Source organism: Streptomyces sp. NPDC002619 (assembly GCF_042889305.1).
GTDB lineage: Bacteria > Actinomycetota > Actinomycetes > Streptomycetales > Streptomycetaceae > Streptomyces.
On record NZ_JBIAQV010000032.1, the window covers coordinates 1 to 21,886 of the forward strand.

Annotated in this window: 27 protein-coding genes, 3 pseudogenes and 1 CRISPR repeat array; of the genes and pseudogenes, 8 read left to right on the top strand and 22 right to left on the bottom strand. The window is 69.3% G+C overall.

All coding sequences use genetic code 11. From position 1 onward, the window contains the following. Positions 1–82: 82 nt before the first annotated feature. Positions 83–274 carry a tryptophan-rich sensory protein gene (locus ACFYXB_RS33725; RefSeq protein WP_389588962.1) on the top strand — a complete coding sequence of 64 codons (192 nt, stop codon included), beginning with the start codon at positions 83–85 and terminating at the stop codon, positions 272–274. Positions 275–350: 76 nt separating this feature from the next. Here the strand turns inward: ACFYXB_RS33725 and ACFYXB_RS33730 are convergent, their stop codons facing one another. After that, the gene (locus ACFYXB_RS33730; RefSeq protein WP_389588836.1) at positions 351–1,334 is read right to left on the bottom strand and encodes an SRPBCC family protein; all 984 of its coding nucleotides are present in this window, start codon (positions 1,332–1,334) and stop codon (positions 351–353) included. A 4-nt stretch (positions 1,335–1,338) separates the two neighbouring features. Further along, positions 1,339–2,124: a histone protein gene (locus ACFYXB_RS33735; RefSeq protein ID WP_389588838.1), complete on the bottom strand. Its 786-nt coding sequence runs from the start codon at positions 2,122–2,124 to the stop codon at positions 1,339–1,341. A 374-nt stretch (positions 2,125–2,498) separates the two neighbouring features. On the opposite strand from ACFYXB_RS33735, the gene gvpJ reads away from it, so the two are divergent. Further along, entirely contained in the window at positions 2,499–3,119 is a 621-nt protein-coding gene (gvpJ, locus tag ACFYXB_RS33740; protein WP_389588963.1) for a gas vesicle protein GvpJ, read from the top strand. Next, positions 3,110–3,199, top strand: a pseudogene (locus ACFYXB_RS33745) (DUF6131 family protein); the annotation flags it as partial. The gene gvpJ and the pseudogene ACFYXB_RS33745, both read left to right, overlap by 10 nt. Positions 3,200–3,272: 73 nt before the next feature. Here ACFYXB_RS33745 and ACFYXB_RS33750 read toward each other — a convergent pair. The 5 genes from ACFYXB_RS33750 to ACFYXB_RS33770 form a co-directional block, all read right to left on the bottom strand. Then, positions 3,273–3,881, bottom strand: a complete 609-nt coding sequence (locus ACFYXB_RS33750) for an alkaline shock response membrane anchor protein AmaP (RefSeq protein ID WP_389588840.1) — start codon at positions 3,879–3,881, stop codon at positions 3,273–3,275. Between the two features lie 20 nt (positions 3,882–3,901). Further along, entirely contained in the window at positions 3,902–4,450 is a 549-nt protein-coding gene (locus tag ACFYXB_RS33755; protein WP_389588842.1) for a DUF6286 domain-containing protein, read from the bottom strand. Positions 4,451–4,651: 201 nt separating this feature from the next. Next, the gene (locus ACFYXB_RS33760; RefSeq protein WP_351362503.1) at positions 4,652–4,918 is read right to left on the bottom strand and encodes a hypothetical protein; all 267 of its coding nucleotides are present in this window, start codon (positions 4,916–4,918) and stop codon (positions 4,652–4,654) included. Positions 4,919–5,055: 137 nt separating this feature from the next. Then, a complete protein-coding gene (locus ACFYXB_RS33765) occupies positions 5,056–5,247 on the bottom strand; it encodes a hypothetical protein (protein ID WP_389588844.1) in 192 nt (63 codons plus the stop codon). 88 nt (positions 5,248–5,335) lie between these two features. Beyond that, positions 5,336–5,824, bottom strand: coding sequence for an Asp23/Gls24 family envelope stress response protein (locus tag ACFYXB_RS33770; protein ID WP_389588846.1), 489 nt, complete (start codon positions 5,822–5,824; stop codon positions 5,336–5,338). A 149-nt stretch (positions 5,825–5,973) separates the two neighbouring features. Between ACFYXB_RS33770 and ACFYXB_RS33775 the strand changes: the two genes are divergently transcribed. The 3 genes from ACFYXB_RS33775 to ACFYXB_RS33785 all read left to right on the top strand — a co-directional run bounded on the left by ACFYXB_RS33775 (position 5,974) and on the right by ACFYXB_RS33785 (position 7,651). Further along, on the top strand, positions 5,974–6,606 hold the full coding sequence (locus ACFYXB_RS33775) for an RNA polymerase sigma factor (RefSeq protein ID WP_389588848.1): 633 nt from the start codon (positions 5,974–5,976) through the stop codon (positions 6,604–6,606). Further along, a complete protein-coding gene (locus tag ACFYXB_RS33780) occupies positions 6,597–7,280 on the top strand; it encodes an Asp23/Gls24 family envelope stress response protein (RefSeq protein ID WP_389588850.1) in 684 nt (227 codons plus the stop codon). Before ACFYXB_RS33775 ends, ACFYXB_RS33780 begins: the two co-directional genes overlap by 10 nt. A gap of 128 nt (positions 7,281–7,408) precedes the next feature. Next, the gene (locus ACFYXB_RS33785) at positions 7,409–7,651 is read left to right on the top strand and encodes a hypothetical protein (RefSeq protein WP_389588852.1); all 243 of its coding nucleotides are present in this window, start codon (positions 7,409–7,411) and stop codon (positions 7,649–7,651) included. A gap of 206 nt (positions 7,652–7,857) precedes the next feature. On the opposite strand, the pseudogene ACFYXB_RS33790 reads toward ACFYXB_RS33785, so the two are convergent. Next, positions 7,858–8,197 (bottom strand): annotated as a pseudogene (locus ACFYXB_RS33790) (hypothetical protein). A gap of 485 nt (positions 8,198–8,682) precedes the next feature. Between ACFYXB_RS33790 and ACFYXB_RS33795 the strand changes: the two are divergent. Beyond that, positions 8,683–9,828, top strand: a complete 1,146-nt coding sequence (locus ACFYXB_RS33795) for a YihY/virulence factor BrkB family protein (RefSeq protein ID WP_389588854.1) — start codon at positions 8,683–8,685, stop codon at positions 9,826–9,828. 352 nt (positions 9,829–10,180) lie between these two features. Then, positions 10,181–10,697: a CRISPR direct-repeat array (repeat unit 29 nt; unit sequence CGGCTCACCCCCGCCTGCGCGGGGAGGAC). Between the two features lie 230 nt (positions 10,698–10,927). On the opposite strand, the gene ACFYXB_RS33800 is transcribed toward ACFYXB_RS33795, so the two are convergent. Further along, a complete protein-coding gene (locus ACFYXB_RS33800) occupies positions 10,928–11,299 on the bottom strand; it encodes a VOC family protein (protein WP_389588856.1) in 372 nt (123 codons plus the stop codon). Positions 11,300–11,697: 398 nt separating this feature from the next. Here ACFYXB_RS33800 and ACFYXB_RS33805 point away from each other — a divergent pair, with 398 nt between their 5' ends. Next, complete coding sequence (locus tag ACFYXB_RS33805; protein ID WP_389588858.1) at positions 11,698–11,937, top strand: hypothetical protein; 240 nt, start codon at positions 11,698–11,700, stop codon at positions 11,935–11,937. 1 nt (position 11,938) lies between these two features. Here the strand turns inward: ACFYXB_RS33805 and ACFYXB_RS33810 are convergent, their stop codons facing one another. From ACFYXB_RS33810 to ACFYXB_RS33870, 13 genes and pseudogenes are all read right to left on the bottom strand, one after another. Next, entirely contained in the window at positions 11,939–12,052 is a 114-nt protein-coding gene (locus tag ACFYXB_RS33810) for an ATP-binding protein (RefSeq protein WP_389588860.1), read from the bottom strand. Beyond that, positions 12,049–12,759 carry an IS21-like element helper ATPase IstB gene (istB, locus tag ACFYXB_RS33815; protein ID WP_389588862.1) on the bottom strand — a complete coding sequence of 237 codons (711 nt, stop codon included), beginning with the start codon at positions 12,757–12,759 and terminating at the stop codon, positions 12,049–12,051. Before istB ends, ACFYXB_RS33810 begins: the two co-directional genes overlap by 4 nt. Positions 12,760–12,762: 3 nt before the next feature. After that, positions 12,763–13,173: pseudogene (locus ACFYXB_RS33820) on the bottom strand (hypothetical protein); the annotation flags it as partial. Next, a complete protein-coding gene (locus ACFYXB_RS33825) occupies positions 13,128–13,469 on the bottom strand; it encodes an asparaginase domain-containing protein (protein WP_389588864.1) in 342 nt (113 codons plus the stop codon). The pseudogene ACFYXB_RS33820 and the gene ACFYXB_RS33825, both read right to left, overlap by 46 nt. 124 nt (positions 13,470–13,593) lie before the next feature. Further along, positions 13,594–14,109: a hypothetical protein gene (locus ACFYXB_RS33830; protein WP_389588866.1), complete on the bottom strand. Its 516-nt coding sequence runs from the start codon at positions 14,107–14,109 to the stop codon at positions 13,594–13,596. A 65-nt stretch (positions 14,110–14,174) separates the two neighbouring features. After that, positions 14,175–14,963: an ArsR/SmtB family transcription factor gene (locus ACFYXB_RS33835; protein WP_389588964.1), complete on the bottom strand. Its 789-nt coding sequence runs from the start codon at positions 14,961–14,963 to the stop codon at positions 14,175–14,177. Positions 14,964–15,058: 95 nt separating this feature from the next. Further along, positions 15,059–15,331: a DUF6510 family protein gene (locus ACFYXB_RS33840; RefSeq protein WP_351356067.1), complete on the bottom strand. Its 273-nt coding sequence runs from the start codon at positions 15,329–15,331 to the stop codon at positions 15,059–15,061. 31 nt (positions 15,332–15,362) lie between these two features. Then, on the bottom strand, positions 15,363–16,073 hold the full coding sequence (locus ACFYXB_RS33845; protein ID WP_351356070.1) for an FAD-binding oxidoreductase: 711 nt from the start codon (positions 16,071–16,073) through the stop codon (positions 15,363–15,365). A gap of 2 nt (positions 16,074–16,075) precedes the next feature. Then, positions 16,076–16,675, bottom strand: coding sequence for a molybdopterin-dependent oxidoreductase (locus ACFYXB_RS33850; RefSeq protein WP_389588868.1), 600 nt, complete (start codon positions 16,673–16,675; stop codon positions 16,076–16,078). A 150-nt stretch (positions 16,676–16,825) separates the two neighbouring features. Then, entirely contained in the window at positions 16,826–17,797 is a 972-nt protein-coding gene (locus tag ACFYXB_RS33855) for an alpha/beta hydrolase (protein ID WP_389588870.1), read from the bottom strand. 165 nt (positions 17,798–17,962) lie between these two features. Further along, positions 17,963–18,577, bottom strand: coding sequence for a BTAD domain-containing putative transcriptional regulator (locus ACFYXB_RS33860; protein ID WP_389588872.1), 615 nt, complete (start codon positions 18,575–18,577; stop codon positions 17,963–17,965). Between the two features lie 231 nt (positions 18,578–18,808). Beyond that, positions 18,809–19,285, bottom strand: a complete 477-nt coding sequence (locus ACFYXB_RS33865; protein ID WP_351356083.1) for a (2Fe-2S)-binding protein — start codon at positions 19,283–19,285, stop codon at positions 18,809–18,811. Positions 19,286–19,293: 8 nt separating this feature from the next. Further along, positions 19,294–21,630: a molybdopterin cofactor-binding domain-containing protein gene (locus ACFYXB_RS33870; RefSeq protein ID WP_389588874.1), complete on the bottom strand. Its 2,337-nt coding sequence runs from the start codon at positions 21,628–21,630 to the stop codon at positions 19,294–19,296. Positions 21,631–21,886 lie beyond the last annotated feature (256 nt).

Genomic DNA, 21,886 nt, shown 5'->3' on the forward strand with positions numbered 1-21,886 from the left:
CAGACCGCCTGGATCAACGACCCAGCCAAGCGCCGCGAACCCGCACCACAAACCTCATAGCGTCACGACCGTCTCACTGGACTTGAAATCTTCCGGCAGCCCACGTGCCGGATTGGCTGGGGCCCTACTACTGAACGCCAGCAACCTGCAGCTCATTCGCCGTGCAGCCCGCAGCGACCTGCACGGGGCCACCGCGCTCTTGCCTTACGCGGCATGGTCCTGGTTCGCTACGGCGCTCAACGCCAGGATCGCCCACCTTAATCCACGCCCCTAACCGCGCACGAATCGCCCAGGGTTGCGCGAGGATCGCGAAGGATGCTCGCGACTGCCGCGCCTGCCAGGAGGAGCGATCACGCGCTCTGCTCTTCGTCCTCCTCGCCTTCCTCGTCCTCCTCCTCATCGCCCTCGGGGTACTCGCCTTCCTCTTCCTCTTCGCCCTCGGGGTACTCGCCTTCCTCGTCGTACTCGCCGGCCTCCTCCGAACCTTCCTCTTCATCGGCGGCCTGTTGCTCTTCCTCGATGGCTTCCTCATGGGTGCGGACCACTTCACCGTCACGGATTTCGCCGCGCCAGCCGTCCGCTTCCTCGTCGGTCAGGGTCACGTAACGCTGGAAATGCTTGAAATCGAGACGCAGACGCCGTCCTTGGGCGCGCCAGATGTTGCCGGTCTTTTCGAAGAAGCCGGAGGGGTAGTACTCGACCACGAGCACAATCCGAGTGAGGCTGGGCGCCAGTTCGTGGAAGCTGACGCAGCCGCGCGTGGTGCCCTTGGCGCCCTGCGAGGTCCAAACGATGCGCTCGTCCGGCACCTGTTCCTGCGTCGTGGCCTTCCACCCGCGGGTTGACGGGCCCACCTTGACCTTCCAGTCGCTGTCCGCCTCCTTGCCCCGTGACGCACTGCGGACGCCCTTGGTGAAGCTGCTGAACTTCTCGTACTGGGTCCAGTGGTCGTAAGCGAAGCGCAGCGGCACACCTACATCCAGCACTTCGACCATGTTCATGACCTTGGGCGTGCCGGACTTGCGGCCCTTGCCACCTCCGCCGCCGAACACCCCCTTGATCTTGCCGAACACGCGGTCCTTGACGCTCTTCGCTCCCTCGCTGATCAGAGCCTTGAACGGTGAATCACCTTGAAGCATCCGCAGGCCTGCCTTGGGGAGCACGCCGCCGTTCTCCGCCACACCCGTGAGTCCGCTGGTGATGTCACCCAGTTTGTCGCCGGCTTTGTCCGCCAGGTTTTCCACCTGGGCGCCCAGGTAGCTCGTGAACGCGCCGCGCAACTGGTCCAGCCCCGAGCCTTGCTCGCTTTTCGTGTCACGTGCCGTGTCGGCCATGGATCTACCTCCGCCGCCGTGGGGATGCCTTCTTTGCCGTCGTCTTCTCAGCTGCCGTCTTCTTCGCGGCGGTCCTTTTCGGCGGAGCCGAGGACTTCCTCGCCGCTGATGTCTTCTTGGCGGGTGCCGTCTTCTGCGCCGCCGCCTTCTTCGTGGGGGCCGACTTTTTGGCAGGTACCCTGCGAGCAGCGGCCCTCTCGGGACGACGCTCGCGACCGCGCCGGGCACCCCCATCGTGGCCCTCGTCCGGCTTCCGGGCTGCGTGGCGACGCCGGGGCGAGGGCTTTTCCGGCTCCTCTTCTTCCTGCTCCTGCTCGTCCTCAGGCTCTTCCTCTTCCTCCTCCAGCTCCTCAGGTTCTTCTTCCTCGTCCTCTTCGTACTCGTCCTCGGCTTCCTCCCCCTCTTCTTCGGGCTCCTCGTCTTCTTCGTACTCGTCCTCCGGCTCTTCGTCCTCGCCCTGCGGCTCCTCCTTGCCCTTGCTGCCTATACGCTCTGTGCGCTGGTGCAGAGAGTCAGCCAGATCGGCAAGTTTGCGGTCGGCCACCGCGCTCATCGCCTTGCGCCCTGCATCGAGGACCTCACCGCGGAGCTGCTCGTTGAGGTCGGCGAGCTGGGGAAGCTCCCGCAACCTCTTGACCCCCTCCGTCAGCAGCTGTTGTGGTTCCAGTCCGAACCGACGGCCGGCCAGGTAGGTCGCCATCCCGAAGGCGACCCGCCCCTTCTTTGTCCGGCCCAGGACATACCCGCCGAGAACCGCGGCGGCAAAAGCGATCTTGGGTACATCAGCCATCAGATTTCCCTTCAAAGGGCTGCCGAGCAGACGCTCCGGCTGGCGAGTGACGCCCGCACAGGGCCCCGCACCTCGCAGGCGGAGGATCCGAATGGAGCAGCAGCCGTTGGCTGCGCTCATCACTCCGCCTCTTTCCAGTCTGGGCGGTGATTGCGGCAGTCGCATGCGGAGAGCAGAACCCCACGGGATAGCCGTTGGCTCGCCCCACTGAGCCGGTGATGGCTACATATGATGGAATGGCGGGTTTGCTCATGCGCGGGGTCCAGGTCCGACGCCAAGCACGCGCGACGCCACAGCTGAACTGGGTTCTCGCGCTGAGACCGCCGCTACTGCCGTGGTCGGATCGGTCGGCGGTGAAGGGACGCGCCATGACGATGGTGCCGCAAAGCGGAGGCAATGTTTCCAGAGGCAGTTCAGGCAGCATCTACGACATCATCGAACTCATCCTGGACCGCGGCCTCGTCATCGATATCTTCATCCGGGTGTCCCTCCTGGGGATCGAGATCCTGACGGTCGAAATCCGCATCGTCGTGGCCAGCGTCGACACCTACCTACGTTTCGCTGAAGCGTGCAACCGACTGGATCTGGAATCGGGCCGTAAGGCTCCCGCCGCGCTCACGGACATCATCGGTGGGATGACCAAAGACGGTGCCGAGAGCACATCCAAGAGAGCACCGTCCGGCTCCCTGGAGGCGGTGAAGGACACCGCGGACACCGGCGGCCAGGGAGACGAGAGCGACGAAGCAGTCGAGGAGGCAGAGCCCAGGCGACGACGTAGCCCCGCCAGGGGACTTCGCGGCGAGAGCGGGAAGACAGGCGGCGCTCTACTCGTAGTCCGTGATAACCCGACAAGGCACTCCGCGGCGGCGGTTCAATGGCCGGGCGCGCCCTTGATGTGGCTCTGCTTGTTCGGCTTTCCCGTCAGGCGCGGGAGGCCCACAGTGGAAGAAGGACTATGGCAGCACCGGAGGACACCACGCTCATTCTTGGAGTGATCCTGCTGGTGACCGGCGCCATTCAGTGGATTCTGGGCGCCATGGGTCACGCCGTCGCGGGACGACGTCACTATTGGTAGCCGACCTGGTTCCTGGCCCCAGTGGTACGCCGGGGGCCAATGCACGTGCCTCGCTGCGTCCGATGACGGCGCTCTATTGGACGCGGCGCGCCTTGTGCCTGCCGACGTCGAGACGCGCCCGGGTGGGCAGCTGGGTCAACCCGGTACAGTCGCGCGCGTGCGCGACGGGGCCGTGGCACAGCGCCTGCAGGACAGGTGCGGGCGTGCCGTGATCCGTCAGCGTGAGAGCCACGTGGAGGCGGGGGTGTGCCGCCCGTCCGGTGATGTGGGCGCTCGCGTCCTCGACGTCGGTCAGGGCACGCGCTTCGGCGGTGACTGCGTCGCTGAGGGCGCTGCCTCGCAGCTCGACGTTTTCGGGTGGAGGCGTGCCACCCAGGTGCACTGAACCGGGACGGTGGCGACGCACCTGGGCGAGCAGCCAGAGGAGGGCCAGGATGGCCGCCAGGGTGAGGCCGGCGATGACGGCGGGCCACCACCACCAGCCCTGGTCGCTCCAGCGGATACGGTCGGCGTTGCTGAGCAGGACGTCGCGGGGCGTGGTCAGCGGCCAGTCGGCGGGCGGGGCCAGCTGAAGCCGGCGGTAGAGGTCGAGGCCGGCGGTGAAAATCATCAGCCCGCCACTCAGCAGCACGAGACCGCTGATGGCCAGGAGGAGACGGTTGAGCGTGGATCGACCGTTCATGGCGCGCTCCCGGGGCGGGGTCAACGGGTGTGGTGTCGTGTGCGGATCGCCAGCCGTGGGGTATATGCCAGAGCGAGCTGACGGCACTGGTTCTGCAGGGCCTGGGTGAGGTCGTCGCGGACGGTCGCGGGGTCGCGGAAGCGGACGTCCGCGCGGGCGGTGACGCGGCGGCGTCCGACCCGGACTCGGGCTCGGCTGACGCCGGGGACCCGCATCGCGGCGTCGCGCAACACCAATTCGGCGCCCCGACGGTTCAGCCAGGCCTCCATCTCGGCACAGCCGTCGGGCGCCCGCAGCGGCAGCAGTCGGCGAAGGCCGGGGGTGAGGGCGAGGATGAGCAGCCACAGGCCGAGGACGACGGCAACGGCGCCGCCGATCAGCAGCCAAAGGTCGTCGACCGGGCGGGTGGCCACCTCGCCGGCGAGGCGGGTGCGCCACGCCCCGGCCCGTTGTCCGGCGCGCACCGCGATCACGTCGTACAGCAGCACCCCGGTGGCGCAGAGCGTCACCAGAGCGACCAGGCCGGCAGGGATGCGGCGTGCCGACCACAGGCGAGGTGACCTCGCCACCCAACCGTCGTGCGGCGGGGGCTTCGTCGTGGGGGCGTGCCTGTCGGGCCGGTCTCTGTCGGCAGCTTCCTCAGTCTTGGGCGGCTGGTCTCGGCGAGCGGGTGGCGCGGGACCGGATGGGAGGGGCATGGTGGCCGTCCTTGGTCGGTGGTGTGACATCGGCGGGGCTGGTGGGCCGGTTCGTGAGGCGGGGTGGCGGGGTCACTGGACGCGGCCTGGTCCGCCGGGGGTAGCCAGCCGCCGGATGGTCAGCGTGACGTCGCTGATGTCCAGGCCGGTCAGTTGGGCCACCCGTTCGGCGACCTCGCGTTGCAGTTGCCGGCAGGTGACGGGGATGTCTGTGGGGTACGGAAGGTCCACCGACAGCGCCAGCTGTGCCGTCCCGCCGTACGTGGTCGCGCGAGCGCCAGGTGCCGTCAACGCGGCATGGGCCGGGCCGGTGATCTGGTGCAGGGCTGTGCGTGCCACTCTTGCCGCGATGCGGGCCACGACCCGGTCGGGTATCACCGTCGCGCCACGCGCGGCAGGCGGCGGGGGGCTCTGGCCTTCGTCCGGATACCCGCCGCGGGGGTGCTTGGGTGCTGCGGCGCTGCGGGTGGCGGTGTTCACCGCTGCCGCCGGGTGAACTCGTCCCGTTGCCGCCGGGTGAATACGTCGGCATCGCCTTGCAGGACGAGACCGACGACCAACCCCACCGCGCCCAGGACGGCTACCAGGAGGAAGGCCCAGAAGCCGCCGAAGTAGCCGGCGAATCCCAGTGCCATTCCGGCTGCCAGACCAAATGTCGCTTTATTCATGATTCACTCACCTGTCCCACGGGGCGTTCGCTGCCGCCGCCGGTGCGCTCCGTCCCCGGTGGGAGGGAACGCCGCCCGCTGCCGGGAGTCATTGGGCGCGGCCTTCGGCCGGTTCGGTTTCGTCTTCCTCGTCGGGCAGGTGCACGTCGTCGACGACGAGGTTCACCTCGACGACCTCAAGGCCGGTCATGCGTTCCACGGCGGAAATGACGCTGACGCGGACCTCTGCTGCCACATCGGGGATGGCGTAGCCGTACTCGACGACGACATCGAGGTCCAGCGCGGCCTGGCTCTCGCCCACCTCGACCTTCACTCCGCGGCTGACGCCGCTGGTCCCCCCACCGGGGACGCGCTCGCGCATTGCACCCATGGCACGGGCCATGCCCGCGCCGAGGTTGTGAATCCCGGGTACCTCGCGGGTGGCCGTCCCCGCGATCTTGGCCACGACGCCGTTGGCGATGGTGGTCTTGCCCCGCGTTTCGGGGGAGGTGTCCGCGCCGGTCGGCCCCTTCAGCATGGTCCCGGTCCGATTGGAGCCGCCCTGCTCGGTGGAGGAACGGTCGGTGGTCTCCGTCATGGCAGTCGCCTCGATCAGTTGATGCGGACACCGGCACGGCGCCCGTCACAGGATTGGACACACCCGACAGGCAAATCGTCATGCATATCCACGAACCGGAATCACATCCCGCAGGCCGGGCACACGTAACGCAGGGAGGAGGTGCGGTCATGACGCACAGCGCCGGCCCTTCCCCGCGCCAAGCGGCCCGACCCAGCTCACCCCCGGGTCCCCCTCCCCTGGGCACAGCCGATGGGCCGCTAACCACCCCGGACGATCTGCTGGTGACACGTGCCGGTGAAGGCGACGAGGAAGCCTTCGCCATTCTGGTGCGGCGTCACAGTCGCCCGCTGCTCGCTCTGGCCTTTCACACGCTGGGCAACGTCCAAGACGCCGAGGACGCCGTCCAGGACGCGTTCATCAGCGCCTGGAGCTGCCTGCCCGAATTCCGCCACGGCTCGGCGTTCAGGACCTGGATGTACCGCATCACCGTCAACCGCTGCCTGAACTCCCTGCGCCGTCGGCCGGCCCCGGTACCGTTGAACTCGGTGGCCGAACCCGCCGCCCCCGGTATGCGGAGCTCGCCGGCGCGGGCAGCCGAACAGGACGCCCTCACCGACGCCCTGGTCGGCGCGCTCGGCGCGCTGGAACCGCGGCAGCGGGTCTGCTGGATCCTGCGGGAGCTGCACGGACTGCCTTACGCGGAGATCGCCCACGTGACCGGCGCCACCGAGCAAACGGTTCGCGGGAGGCTGTACCGAGCACGACGATCCCTGAAGGAGGCACTGGGCCCATGGCGCTAGGCAACCATCCCCCCCGGCCTCCGGAGCCCGGACGTCGATCGGCGTCGCCAGACGGCTCGCCCCTCGATGAGGTCCGCCGGCACACCGGCGACGAGGTACTCACCTGCGGGCGAAGTCTCAGCCACGCCTGGGAGCAGGCCCGGGACACCGGCCCGCCCGGCGATACCCACCTCGCCGACTGCCCCTACTGCCGCGACGCCGTCGAAGGCCTGGCCGCACTGGACAGCGCGACGCAGGCCCTGCGGGAGCAGGAACCCCCCAGCACACAGAACCTCATCTCCCGCGTCATGAATATCGTCCGGAACGAGGTACGGCTGGGGCCGATGCTGCCGCTGAACGACCCCACGCGCACCCTGCAGATCGCCGAACACACCGCAGCCACCGTGCTGCGGCGCGCAGCGGACGCGATACCCGGCGTCACCGCCGCCAGCTGCCGCATCACGAGAGCCGACGCGGGAACCGGCGTACGCGTGACCATGACCCTGGCCGCTGGTCTGGACCGCCCTCTGCCCGAGACGGCCGAACTGGTGCGCCGTTCGGTAGCAGACGCCGCCGACCACACCCTGGGCATGGTGGTGACAGCGGTCGACGTCACAGTAATCGAGGTACACCACGCAGCCTGGTCGCCAAGCCCTTCAGAGGCTTCCCGCAGTGGACCGGACGGCACCCCATGACCGGCTGCGACCCTGCCGACATTCGCCAGATCGCCGCTGAGGCCGCCCTTGAGGTCAGTGGGGTACTCGCGCTGCAGCCCACCCTAGCCAGCCGTCTCGCGCAAGCCGCCTCGCGCGCAATTCCAGGTGTGGCAGACAACAGGTTCACCTCGCCGCTGTCGGGGATCCGTGTTGTCCGTGACCCGGACGACTCCGGCTGGCGAGTAGAGGTGCGCTGCGTCGTGGCCGATGGACACCGGGCCGTGGACGTTGCCCGCACGGTCCACGACCGGACCCGGGCGTCCCTCGTCCCGCTCCTCACGACCTATGGGAATGGGAGAACCCTCGCTGTGACCGTCACGATCACCCGCATCGCCCGCGTACCTGGGTGACAGGCTGGCGGTCGGCGTTCCCCCACTGGTCCTCATTTCGCCGGAGCCGGCGTCCCACGGCACACCGGAGTTTCCTTCCCGCTGCGGCAACCGAGCGACTCAGACCTGCTCTGCACCACGCTCCGGACCGCTCAGCAAAGCCGCGCGCCGAGGATTCCGGCCCGCTCGGCCGTCGCCGAGGGCTATGACGGCCGCCGCAGAAGGGTCTACGGATTCCTCTCCCTCTTCCCACGCGACGGCCCGCCAGAGGGGTCCTGCGGGTCCACCGCGGTGAAGTCCGAAGCGTCCTTACTCCCGCTGGGACGACCGGAGCGGCCACGAGGCCCCGTGTCGTGGATCCCCTTCTTGCCGGACCTCTATGTCCTGCTGACTCGGCTCGCGGTTCTTCCCGCCCGGCGCGTAGGTATCCGGATGGAACGAGCGATGCGCGCTCGGATTCTCCTCCTGACGGGTCGCGTCCACATCCTGAGACCATCCATGCTGGTCATCACCCTTGAACCGGCTCGGACCCTCACCATGCGGACGCCCGCTGCGCTTCTTCGCCATGGCGGCTTCCCTTCACCAACCCCGAGGGGCGATTTTGCCCCATTTGCACACATGCCCAATATTCGACACTCAACCGGACGGCCCTCCACCGGCTCGACGGAGGAACGTCACCGCCGCAACCGCCGTGACTGGGCACCGCCCCGACTCGGCCCCTGGATCCGCCGTGTACTCCAGGTCAGGCCGCCTCGCCGTGCCCGGGCGGGGAGAGCGGGGCTCGCATAGTCCGTGTGGCGACAACGCTGCACGACTCTTTGGACAAGGGGACCCCTCTCGGGTGTGTTCAGGCACTTCGGCGGAGAGCCCGGGCCGCACGGCTCGCCGCCGACGCACCCCGACGCGCTGTCTCCGTTCACGCTCAGCGGCAGCGTTTGTTCACTGGTTGCGACGTGTGGGCAGTTAGTGATCGGCGGGCTCGTCGATGTTCGAGCTTCGCCGCTGGATGCCATGTCTCGCCGCCGTGGGTACGCTGAGAGCAGGTGATCTTCATGGACTCGCTGACGAGGCTGCCTCTGATCGCACGGCTGAGGGGTACGCACGTGTGGCGGGCGTTCGAGCGGCTGGGTGCGGTTCACTGGGCCCGGCTCGCCGCCGCCATCACCTTCACCAGTTTCGTCGCGCTCTTCCCACTAATCACTGTAGGCGCGGCGATCGGCACTACGCTGCTGAGCGAGGACCAGCTCGGAAAGCTCCAGGACAAGATCGCCGCACAGTCGCCGGGCCTTTCCAATCTGCTGAACCTGAACGGCCTGGTCGCGCACGCCGGAAGCGTCGGGCTCATCGCGGGCGCGCTGCTGCTCGTGATCGGCATCAACTGGGTCGGCGCCCTGCGCGGGTGTCTGCGCGCGGTGTGGGAGAAAGAGCAGGACCCCGGAAACCCGTTCCTGCTCAGGCTCAAGGATGCCGGTGTGTTGGTCGGTCTCGGCGTGGTCGGGCTAGTCGCCATGGGCAGTTCGGTGTTCGCGAACAGTGCCGTCGGCTGGGCCGCCGACAAGGTCGGGATCGTGGGTGGGGCGGGACGGGCGCTGCTGTTCTTCGCCGGCCTGGCCATCGCCCTGCTCGTCGACTTCCTGCTACTGGTCTACCTGCTCACCCGGCTGCCGCAGGTGCATCCCGGCCGGCGCGCGGTCGTGATCGCCAGCCTGATCGGTGCGGTCGGCTTCGAGCTGCTCAAGCAGCTGCTCACCGGCTATCTGCAGGGCCTCGCGGGGAAGAGCATGTACGGCGCCTTCGCCGTGCCGGTCGCCGTCGTGCTGTGGATCAACTTCATGGCCAGGTTGCTGCTGTACTGCGCCGCTTGGACGGCGACGGCGGTGCAGCCCAGCGAAACGGCCGCGGGTGAGGGCCCGGATCCCGGGATCAGCCCCGCGGTCGGCGACGCATCGCGCGGCGCGGCGGCAACGGCGGACCAGCAGCACCGCGCCGCACGGCGACTCCACCGCGCGGCCCGTAATGCCGGGCGCCAATGCCGTACTTGTCATGCCGGTCAGCTGGTCGGCCGACCCGGGATGGCGCGAGCGGTCGATGATGGGAAGGCGATGGGCACTCAGGGGCGGCTCGCCGCGTCGATGTGCGACTTGGTGGTGATGAAGTCGCGGGTGCTGTCGGGGCTGAGGGCCTGGGCCTGGAGGTAGTCGTACATCACGCTGTAGTGCTGCACGTTGCGGGTCGCGGTCGGTTCCATCGGGTCCCGTTCGGCTGTGTAATCAAGAATCCTCATCACCACGGACCGAGACGCTCCGGCCGTTGGCCGGGGGATGCACGATCGCGGGCGGCTCCTGGATGCGCGTCCGGCGTGCCTGCTGAGCTGGGCGGATGCATCGTGAAGGCGCGGCCCCGTCTTTGCTAGCGGAGCCCGACCCCCTTGGCGGCGCTGCCGGCATCTGCTGGCGGAGCACCCAGACGGCGTGTCGGTCTTGGCCAGCCGAGGCCACGGCCGTAAAGGCCTCAATAGGAAACGGTGCCGTGACTTTTCTAATCGGCCTCTGGACCACCCCCGCCTGCGCGGGGAGGACTCGGCCCGCCCGTGCGGCGCCTTCGCATCCGTCGGCTCACCCCCGCCTGCGCGGGGAGGACGTACCGGGCAACGACAGAGCCGACTAGTCAGGCGTCTCACCCCCGCCTGCGCAGGGAGGACATGCGGTCCAGCCAGGCGGCGAGTTCGGCGACCGGCTCACCCCCGCCTGCGCGGGGAGGACTGCACCGTCCCGAAACTGCCCTGCATGTCCCACGGCTCACCCCTGCCTGCACGGGGAGGACATGCCGGTGGAGCGTGCGTACTCCTCCCACGCCGGCTCACCCCCGCCTGCGCGGGGAGGACTTGTCCCGGGCGTCGGTCACGTCGGCGTGGACCGGCTCACCCCCGCCTGCGCGGGGAGGACCTCCTTGTCGACCGTGGCGAGGTAGGCGAAGGCGGCTCACCCCCGCCTGCGCGGGGAGGACATGAGGGCGGGCGGCGCCGCAGGCAGACCGGGCGGCTCACCCCTGCCTGCGCGGGGAGGACTTGGTGTCCCGGAAGTGTGCGAAGGACGGCTGTCCTGTCTCTGCGATGTGTAGGCAGTCCCGCTCTTCTGTAGGCATGTATGGCTGGGTCCCCGGTCATGTGTAGGCAAGCTCTGGAGAGTTCCGCTCTTGTGTAGGTACGGCGATCACGGCGCTTCTACGGTCGACGTGGCTGGTCGGCGTTGTACCGGAGGCACAGCCAGACAGATCGAGCCCTCCTGAACCCCCGAGTCAGCCTCGGCAGATGCAGAAGGGATGACCAGCCGGATCAGTGAGAACCCGCGCCATGGCGACCTCATGAGGCTGGTGATCCGGCTTGCCCGCACCCAGCTCCAGCAGCCGGGCCTCGGCCTCGTCCAGATCCACGACGTCAAAGCAAAGGTGCAGCTGCTGGGGAACGGTCTGCTCAGGCCAGCGCGGAGCCCGGTAGTCGTCGACCCGTTGAAAACCGATGAAGAGTCCGTCCTCACGGTTGAGACCCGCGAAGTCGGCGTCCGACTTCGGGTGGGGTTCGAGGCCAGTAGCTTGCTGATAGAACGCCGCCAAAGCCAGCGGATCAGGGCAGTCGAGTGTTATCGCGCTCAACTTCATCTGCAGGGACATGGCACCTCCGGGCCGACCAGTGGACTTCCGCGATGAACACCCTAGAGGCGGCTGACTACGGTTGAGCGGGACACCGACCGCCGACCTGGCCCACTCAACCGAAGGCACCGCAGGTCAGAACCTCGCCCTGCCCACAGTTATCTGGGACAGGACAACGGCGTCGGCTCACCCCCGCCTGCGCGGGCAGGACGTCGCTGCGGTCGCCGCGTTCTTCGGTCTCGTCGGCTCACCCCCGCCTGCGCGGGGAGGACTGAATCGACTGCCGGAGGCCGTCCGCGGACTGCGGCTCACCCCTGTCAACGCTCTCGCAGAACTGAACACCTACCAGTCCCGCAGAATTGACCCCTGGGGTCGTGCGGTTGGGTCAAGCAGCTCGGTTTGCCCGGCATCATGGGCGCATGGAAGACGATCTCCCGACCGTGTCGGTGCGCCTGTGGCGTGCGGACGCCATCGTCCTGTTCGACTGGCTGATGACCACGGATCTCGACTCGGTGCCGGTCACCCATCCTGCCCAGAAGCAGGCCCTGGCCGATCTGCTGTCACGGCTGGAGTGGGCCGCGGACGCCGATGTGACCGGGACGACCGCCGAGGACATCGCGGCGGCTCAGAGCGAAGTCGCCCGGGACATGGACTGGTAGTTCAGCCGTGGTGAGCGCGGTTCTCCTTGGCCAGCAACTCGCGTCGCTGGCGGGTCCGGTAGGAGTCTCCGGTGAGAGTGAGAACCTCGGCATGGTGGACTAGACGGTCGATCATCGCAGCGGCGACGACGTCGTCGGAGAAGGTCTCTCCCCAGCGATCTGGGGCTGGTTCGAGGTGACCATCACGGAGCCCTGTTCGTAGCGCGACGCAATGAGCTGGAAGAACAGGTTCGCGGCGTCCTGATCGAACGGGATGTAGCCCACCTCGTCGATGATGATCAACTTGTAGCGGCGGATCTTCTTCAGCTCCGTTTCGAGCCGGCCAGCCTGGTGGGCCGCGGCAAGGCGGGCGATCCAGTTGCTCGCGGTGTCGAACAGGACCGAGTAGCCGGCATGAGCGGCCTTGACGCCGAGCCCGATGGCCAGGTGCGTCTTCCCGATCCCGGGCGGCCCGAGCAGGATCACGTTGTCAGCCTTCGCGACGAACGTCCCCGTCGCCAGGTGCGCGAGAACGTCCCGCCTGAGCGACGGCAGATGGTCGAGATTGAAGTCCTCTAGCGTCTTGACCTGCGGAAAGTGGGCCGTGCGGATCCGCATCGTGGTGCCCTTGGACTCCCGGTCGGCGACCTGCCGCTGCAGCAGGGCCGCCAGATACTCCTCGTGGGACCAGTTCTGGTCGCGGGCCTGGTCGGCCAGCTCCTCCCAGAAGGCGCCGATGGTCGGCATCTTCAGCACCCGGGTCAGATAGGACAGCATCGACGGCATGCCGTCCTTCGGCCCTCTCGCCGCGGCGGCTGGCTTGGGCTTCGTGGCTGTACTCACGTGTCACTTCGCTTTCGTGGACGGCGGATTGAAGTCGACGCCGAACAGGGCGTCGTAGTCGGGCAGGGCCCGCAGTGCGACGGTGTGGCCGTCGGTGTGATGGCGGACGGCTGCCTGGCGTCGTTGGCGGTCCAGCGTGAGCGCCTCGCGCATCTTCGCGGCAGTGGCCGCATGGACCGGATCGGTGATGACCTGCTGTTTGGCCCAGGACCGCTCGTGCTGGGCGACGACCTTCCCGTCACAGAACACGGTCACCGTCTCCGGAGACGCGGTGACGTCGACGAACCGGCCGATGACCTGCGGGTCGACCGAGTAGTCGACGGCGTCGACGCGGACGTAGTAGTCCCGGCCGAGCCGGATCCGGGAGCTCAGACCGATCGGCGGAACGACCGGCGGCAGCGGGACCATCGTTCGGCGTGCGGCCACACCAGGTCGGCCAGGAACGCGGTCTCCTCCAGGGTGTCCGTGCCCTGCGTGACGACCACTGCGGCGGCACCCTCGGCGACCGCGCGCGGCGCGGCGGCGACCACGTCGAGCACGTCGGTGAAGGTCAGGCCGGAGCTGGGCACCGCCTGGACGTCCTGGACGTCGATCCGCGCGCCGAGAGCGTCCAGGCCGGGCACTTGGGCGGTGATCTGTTCGCCGGTGAGCCGGGGCGTGCCGCCCGCGACCGAGATCGTGCCCCCGAGCGCGAAGAGCGCCACCCGCATCCGTACTCCCCCGAAGCGTGCCCCGGCGCGCACGCCGACCGACGACGCGCGCCGCCACCCTACCGTTCGCCGCGTCCGCGAAGGCCGGCACGTCAGGGGCGCGAGCCCGGGTCCCGCCGCCCTGTTACCGGATGCCGGGCCCGGTCGCCTGGGCGCCGTTCGGCAGGAGGGCCAGTAGTTGTTTCGTATGGCCCGGCAGCTCCACTTCCGCGAGGCCCGTGATGAGATCCCTCAGGGGCATGGGCTGATCGACCAGGAGCTTGTCGTTGGACAGCAGCCGCGTGGGCACCAGTGTGTCGAGTTCGGCCTCGCTCAGCGCCGGCCCGCCCAGTGCGCACAAGGCGTCGCCCTGGAGGCGGATGCGCTCCCGGAGCCCCGCGTTGCCGCCGGCGAGCGCGATGACGCGTTCGATGGTCCAGGTGTCGAGCGCCGTACGGTTGTCGTACGTCGTGTTCGTTCCCGCCGCGACCGAGGAGGCGGTGGTGATGGTCGCGGCGTTGATGAGCGCGACGTGTCCCAGGACCTGGTCCGCGTTCCACTCGCCGGCCTGCGGGACGGGGCTCGGGTCGCCGGAGTCGGCCACGGTGGCGGCGGCGTCCAGCAGCGCGCGGTAGGCGTCGCGGAGCGGGGTCGTGTCCATCAGGTCTTCCTCTCCCCGCGGTCGTACGCGGAGTGAATCCGAGTAGCGCTGCGGCTGCCAACGCCTCAGGCGTGCGCCCGGTGCATCTCCCAGGGCGCCTGCGGGAGGACCTCGCCGGTCTCGAGGAGCGACTTGAGGTTCGCCAGCACGGCCGGCCATCCCTGCGAAATGCCGTTGAGCATCTCCTGGTTGGGGAGGTTCTCGTGGGTCACGGTGAGGCGGACGATGTCCTGGTGCGGTTCGACGAGGAAGGTGACGACCGACGGCTTCCGCACCGCTTCGGCCTCGGGCTTGTCCTCGAAGGTGATGACCAGCCGCGTCGGCGGCTCGGCCTCGATCACTCGGCCGACGACGTCGACGGCGTCCGATCCGTCGACGCGCCGGTGCTCCCACGTGGAGCCCGGCTGCCAGTCCGAGACGTTGGCGTGTCCCCAGTAGCGTGCCGTCAGGTCGGCGTCCGTCAGTGCCTGCCACACCTGCTCCGCCGCGGCGCGGATGTAGGTGACGTAGACATAAGTCGGCACGGGGGTGGGTTCGTTGGTCATGGCGTACTCCTCTGCCTGGTTCTTGATGGCGCTGAGCGTCCGCAGGCGGGGCTGGTCGAACCTCGAGATCCAGCGCTCCTCGATCTCGTGGATCGGCACCGGGTTGAGGTAGTGAATCCGTTCCCGTCCGCGCCGCACGACCGTCACGAGGTTGGCCTTCTCGAGGATGTCGAGATGCTGTGTCGCCGACTGGCGCGCCATGTCCAGGCGTTCGCACAGCTCGCGCAGCGTCTGGCCGTTGTGCTCGCGCAGCCGGTCCAGCAGGAGCCGCCGGGTCGAGTCGGCCAGCGCCTTGAAGACCAGGTCCATCGCTCGTGTCTCGGGGCTCACACACGCATTATGCAGGTAGATACCTGCATAATGTCAATGGCCGGCGCCGGCACTGGCGCTTTGCCGAGACGGACCTACGCCGTCGTGAACCGGAACGCGCCCGTGCCGCCGCCCATCGTCAGCCAGATGTGCCGGTCCTCCCTGACCAGGCGGAGCGCGATGTACGCGCATCCGGGGCACCGGGCGGTCAGGCCCGGCTCGGGGCCGTAGACGTGCAGCTCGGCGAGGGGGCCCGCCTGTCCGCACTCGGGGCAGCGCCACCAGGCGGTGGTGGGCTCCACGGAGAGGATCTCCGAGAGCGGGCCGGCGAGGCAGTTGCCGTCCCGGTGAGCGGCGGTGTCTGCCATGAGCTCCTCCCGAGGGGTGGTGGGCGGCGGGTCAGCCGAAGCGTTCGGTGCGGATGGTGGCCGGGTCGCGTCCCAGGCCGGTCAGCAGGTCGCCGACCACTTCGACGAAGGCGGTGGGACCGCAGACGTAGACGGGACTGGCGGGCCGGAGCGCGGACGCCGGGCCTGCCAGGTCGGTGGCGGCGACGCGGCCGGGGAGGCGGTCGGTGCCGGGCGGGGTCTTGCGCGTGTAGAGGATGCTCACGTCCAGGACGGGGTCCTCGTCGGTCAGCAGGTCGCGGTACCAGACGTCCTCGGGCCCGCGCACGGAGTACAGCAGGTGCAGGGGGCTGCGCGAGCGTGCCCGCCGGTGGGCGCCGATCATCGCGGCCAGCGGGACGACGCCGGAGCCGCCCGCCACGAGCAGCGCGGGCTCGGTCTGGGCGGGCCGCCACACGAACCAGTTGCCGAGCGGGCCGCGCACCTCGACGTCGGCGCCGACGGGCAGGGCGTCGGCGAGATAGGGCGAGACCTCCCCGTCGGGCACGGCCTGCACGCCCAGCTCGACGCGCTCGCCGTCGGTGGGTGCGGCGAGGGAGTAGCTGCGGACGGCCTGGTAGCCGTCGTCGGCGGTGAGCCGTACGTCGACGTGCTGGCCGGCCAGGTGTCCCGGCCAGCCCGGTACGGAGAAGACCAGGGTGCGGGCGGTGGCGGTCTGCGCACGGCGTTCCAGGAGCCGGGCCGGGCGCCAGGTGAGGGACATGGTCAGTCGCCCCAGTTGCGCTGCTCGCGCCAGGGATCGCCGTAGTTGTGGTAGCCGACGCTCTCCCAGAAGCCCGGCTCGTCCTGATCCGTCAACCACAGGCCGTGGACCCACTTGGCAGACTTCCAGAAGTACAGGTGGGGCACGAGCAGCCGGGCGGGGCCACCGTGCTCCGGGGACAGCGGATAGTCGTCGTAGGTGTGGACGATCCAGGCCTTGCCGTCGAGCAGGTCCTCCAGCGGGAGGTTCGTGGTGTAGCCGCCGTAGCTGCTGACGACGGCGTAGTCGGCGGCCGTCTCGACGTCCTCGAAGAAGGCGTCGAGGGCCACGCCCCGCCACCGCGTGTCGAACTTCGACCAGCGCGTCACGCAGTGGATGTCCCGGACGGTCTCCTGTTGCGGAAGCGCCATCATCTGGTCCCAGGTCCAGCTGTGCGTCCTGCCGAGTTCCGTGGTGATCGTGAAGGCCCATGCGTCGGTGGGCACCTTGGGTGTCGGGCCCGCCGACAGCACGGGGAACGACTCGGTCGGGTACTGGCCCGGGGGCAGTCGGTCGGCCAGTCGGCGGCCGCGCCCCTGGAAGCCCGGTGAGAAGGAAGTCACGACGTCATCTCCTGAGCACGTCCACCGCCGTCGCGTGCGAGGTTCGGCTCCAGTGTCGGGGTTCGGGAGCGGGTGCACCACTTGGCCGTCCCGGGCGGCGCACCGAGCCGGGGCGGCACACCGCCCCGGCTCGGTGGCGTCCACTCGCTCTCAGGCGGTGTGCAGCGCGGCGCGCAGCGTGGCCACGGCCTGATTGATGGCGGCTTCGGCGGCGTGGGTCTCGCGCAGGGCGTTGAGCATCACGAAGTCGTGGATGATGCCCTGGTAGCGGACCGAGGTGACCGCCACTCCGGCCTCGCGCAGCTTGTTGGCGTAGGCCTCGCCCTCGTCGCGCAGGACGTCGGCCTCGCCGGTGATGACGAGGGCCGGGGGCAGGCCGGTGAGCTGCTCGGTGGTGGCGCGCAGCGGGGACGCGGTGATCTGGGCGCGCTCGGCCTCGTCGGTCGTGTATTGGTCCCAGAACCACTGCATACCGTCGCGGCGCAGAAAATAGCCCGTGGCGAACTGGTGGTAGGAGCCGGTGTCGAAGTTCGCGTCGGTCACCGGGTAGAACAGCACCTGCTGCACCAGCGGGACGCCACCGCGTTCCTTGGCCATGAGGGTGAGGGCGGCCGTCATGTTGCCGCCGACCGAGTCGCCGGCCACCGCGATGCGGTCGGCGTCCAGTCCCTTGCTCGCGCCCTCCTCGACGATCCAGCGGGCGACGGCGAAGTTCTGCTCGATGGCGACGGGGTAGCGCGCCTCCGGAGAGAGGTCGTACTCGGGGAAGACGACGGCGGCACCGACGCCGGCGGCGAGTTCGCGCACCAGGCGGTCGTGGGTGTGGGCGTTGCCGAACACCCAGCCGGCGCCGTGGATGTAGACGAGCACCGGCAGGGTTCCCTCGGCACCGGCGGGCTTGACGATGCGGGCCCGGACGCTGCCGGTCGGACCGCCCGACACCGTGATCCACTCCTCGTCCACGTCCGGCTTGGCGATCTCACCGGACTGCACCTCGTCGACAGCCTTGCGCCCTTCGGCCGGGGGCAGGTCGAACAGGTACGGCGGGTTGGCCGTGGCCTGTGTGAACGCGGCCGCCGCGGGCTCCAGCACCGGCTGAACGGGTTCGACCGATTCCGACATGTGCGTCTCCTGGTGGTTCAGTGGCGCGCCGGTCCTTCCGGCGCAGGGGACCCGGACCGCACGCCGGGCGCTCCGGTTCCAACGCTGGTCACGCTAGGACTGGCCGGCAGTGGGCAGTTGACCGGGAGTGCACCGGTGTTTGCCCTCCAGCGCACGAGCGCGTGCTCAGCCGCATGTACGGGGATCGACGGCTCCCGCCGCCGAGGTGAACGCGTCGAGGCTGTCGCGGTCGCGGAGTTCGGCGGCGAAGTCCTCCAGGGGGAAGTCCGGGCGGACTACGGCGCGTGCGGCCACGACGGCCAGGGCCAGTGGCAGTCGGCCGCACCGGGCCACGATCTCGTCGGCCGCCTTGCGGAGTTCGGGCAGGACCGAGTCCGGGACGCCGGCCCGCAGCGCGGCACGGGCCGCGTCACGTACGGCGGCCGGGTGCTCGCTCTCCACGGCTGCGAAGGCAGGGTGCGCGCGGGCCTCGCCGGGGATACCGGACGCGACCGGGCCTCGCCACAACGCCAGTGCCTCCGTGAGGACTTCGACTGTACGGACGGCCGTCTCCGCCCGCCGGGCCTGCTCGCACAGCTCGCGGAAGCGCAGCAGGTCCGAGCAGCCGCCGTCGATGACCAGCCGGTAGCCGCCCGCCTCGCGCAGCAGCCATCGGCCCACGGAGCGGGCAGGCAGCCCGGGTTCCAGCAGACGGCGCAGCGCACCCACATGACGGCGGATCACATTCACCGCGCTGTGCGGCGGCCGGGCGCCCCACAGCACGTCGACGATCTCGCTCACGGCGACCGGACCACCCGCCCGGACGAGCAGCAGACCCAGCAGGGTCCCCCCGAGATCCAGCTCCGTACCCCCCCCGCTAGGCCCGCACGGGCCCCAGAACCGTGAATCGCACCGGCTTCCGCGGCACCCTTTCCCCCTCCGGTCACCCTCCCCGGCCTCGACTGTAGGTCACAGGGGGAGTTACCAGGAGTTATGGACAACAGGTGGAGGTGCCGTTGACGGCTCCGAGCCTCAGTACTTCTTCGCTCCGGCCACGATCGCCTCACGGATGCGGTGGTACGTGCCGCAGCGGCAGACGTTGCGGATCTCGTCGAGGTCGGACTCGCTGATCTCGCGCCCCTCCTCCCGGGCCTGGCGCACCTTGGCGACGGCGGTCATGATCTGGCCGGGCTGGCAGTAGCCGCACTGGGCGACGTCGTACTCGAGCCAGGCCTCCTGCATCGGGTGCAACGGCGCGCCGACGGTGGCGGGCAGGCCCTCGATGGTGGTGATCTCGTCGTCCGCCTCGATGTCCTTCACCGGTACGGAACAGGGGTTGAAGGCCTTGCCGTTGATGTGGCTCGTGCAGGCCTGGCACACGCCGAGCCCGCAGCCGTACTTCGGTCCGGTCACGCCCAGGACGTCCCGGAGCACCCACAGCAGTCGTACGTCGTCCTCGATGTCCACGGTCACGGACTTGCCGTTGAGGATGAAGGTGTGTTCGGGCACGTGGGCTCCTAGTAGGCGCGGTCCAGTCCGTCGGTGGGCGACGCGGGGACGGGCGGGGAGACGGGCAGCGGCTCGAAGCCGAGCGGCTCGGCGTGGTTGATCGGGAAGTCGGTGGGCATCTTGCCGGTCGCGCGGCCGTAGGCACAGGCAACGGCGGCCGCCGCCGCGCCGACCGCGAGTTCCCCGGCGCCGCCCGGCTTTCCGGTGGTCGTCGGCATGACGACGATCTCCAGGTCCGGCGGGGTGTTCCACTGCCGGGTGTAGAAGTAGTTGTCCCAACTGCCTTCCGCGAAGTGCCCGTTGTCGAGATGAAGACCCGAACTGAGGGTGATGGCGATGCCGTCCATGATGCCGCCCATCATCTGGGCCTCGAGGCCGCGCGGGTTCACCGCCAGACCGACGTCGACGGCGCAGACGACCTTGGTGACGCGGGGGCCGGTGTACGCGTCGGGGATCGTCCGGCCGGTGGTCTGCGGCCGGCAGTCGATCTCGGCGAGGACCGCGACGAACGCGTGGTACTCGGGGTGGATCGCGATGCCTTGCGCGGTGCCCGCAGGCATGTTCCGGCCCCAGGCGCCGAGTTGGGCGACCTTGTCCAGGACGGCCCGCGCCCGCTCGTCCTTGAGATGGGTACGGCGGTATTGATACGCGTCCTTGCCCATGCGCCTGGCCAGCTCGTCGACGATCAGCTCCTGCGCGCACCGGACGTTGGGCGAGTAGATGTTGCGCATGGCGCCGGTGTTGAAGCCCTTGTCGGTCTCGCTGAGCAGCTGGGTGACGACCCCGAAGTGGTAGGGGGTCTGCTGGGTGAGTGTGAAGATCGTCTCGGAGAACGTGAGGTCGGCCACGGGCAGGCTCGCGGCCTCGGCGGTGATGATCTCTCCGACTCCATGGCTGAAGTCGGTGGCCACGGAGGTGTGGTGCTGCTGGTAGGTGAGCACCTCGCCCAGCGCATAGGTGGCCCGGGCGCGCGAGGTGGCCATGGGGTGGGTGCGGCCGTGCCGGAAGTCGTCGGTGCGGTGCCACATCAGCCTGACGGGCTTGCCCATCTTCTGGGAGATCTCGGCGGCTTCGGCGGCGGCGTCGAAGAACAGCCTGCGGCCGAAGGAACCGCCGCCCTCGGTGATGTGCAGCTTGACCGCGCTCACCGGCAGGCCGAGCTGCAGCGCGATCCGCTCCTGCGCGGTGATCGGTGTCTTCAGGCTCGCCCAGATCTCGGCGGAGTCCTTGCGGACGTCCGCGACGGCGCAGTTGGTCTCCAGCGCGCTGTTGCTGGCGAAGTGGAAGGTGAAGCGGGCGTCGACGGACTTGGTGAGCAGATCGAGTGCGGGCAGCGGGAGTTCGGCCTTGCGCAGCTCGTCGCGAATGGTGGCGTCGGACTTGCCGTCCGCGGTGCCCGGCCCCCAGGTGACGTTCAGTGCGCGGACGGCGTCGATGCACTGTCCGAAGGTGCGGCCGCGGACGGCGACGCCGGTCGAGACGGTCACCACGTCCGTGATGCCGGGCATGGCCCGCACGGCGTCCAGGTTCTGCACCGAGCGGACCGTGCCGTTGATCGTCGGCGGCCGGCACACCATGGTGGGCAGTGCGCCAGGCACCTGGAGGTCCATCGCGAACTTCTTGCGTCCGGTGACCGCGTCGAGCGCGTCGATGCGCCCCTGCGCGGTGCCGATCACCTTGAAGTCGGCGGGTTCTTTGAGGTCGACCGACACCTGTCCGGTGCTGGTCGCGGCCGCCTTCTCGGCCAGGTCGCCGTAGCTGAGGCTCCGGCCGGTCGCGGTGGAGGTGATGACGCCCGCCTTGGCGGTGAGGGTGTCGATCACTTCGCCCAGTTCGAGGGCCGCCGCCCTCAGGAGACGACCACGCGCGACGGCGGCCGCGACCCGGATCGGCGTGTACATCGAGATGATGGTGTTCGATCCGCCGGTGACCTGGTTGAACAGCAGCTCGGGCCGGGCGTCGGCGAGCGAGACGCGAACCTTGTCCAGGGGCAGGTCCAGCTCCTCCGCGATGAGCATGGCGCTGGAGGTGGTGATGCCCTGTCCGACCTCGGCGCGCGGCAGCGCGAAGGAGGCTGTGCCGTCCGTGTCGATACGGATCGTGATCAGGTTCGCGGTGGGCAGGGCGGCGTGGGTGAGCATGTCGTTGAGGTCGTAGATCTCTGCCGGCCCCGGCACGGAAGGCACCACCGCGGCCGCCTGTGAGGGAGCGAGGACGCTCTCGCCCAGCTCGGCCGCCACGGTCAGGGTCGAGGCGGCCACCACATAACCCAGGAACCTCCGGCGCCCGATGCCGTCCGGCCCCGCGCCGTCCCGGTGCGGCCGCGGCTGGCGGTGAACTCCCATCGGCTGTCCTCCCGACCACGAAATGGGGTGCGTCTTGCTGCACCGCGACGCGGGCAAGCGGAATCCCGGCGTCGCGGGTGCCCTCGCTCCGTTCACGGCGGCTCCCGACTCTGCACGCTGGAAGCGCGTCACGGAAGTTCTCCGGCGTATCTCCCCGTAAGCCTCACGTCACTTCACATATGAAGCCCGCTGGGGTGCTTCGTCCGTACCGGGTCGGTCCACCGGGCATGCGGAAGCGGAAGTCCTCACGAAGCAC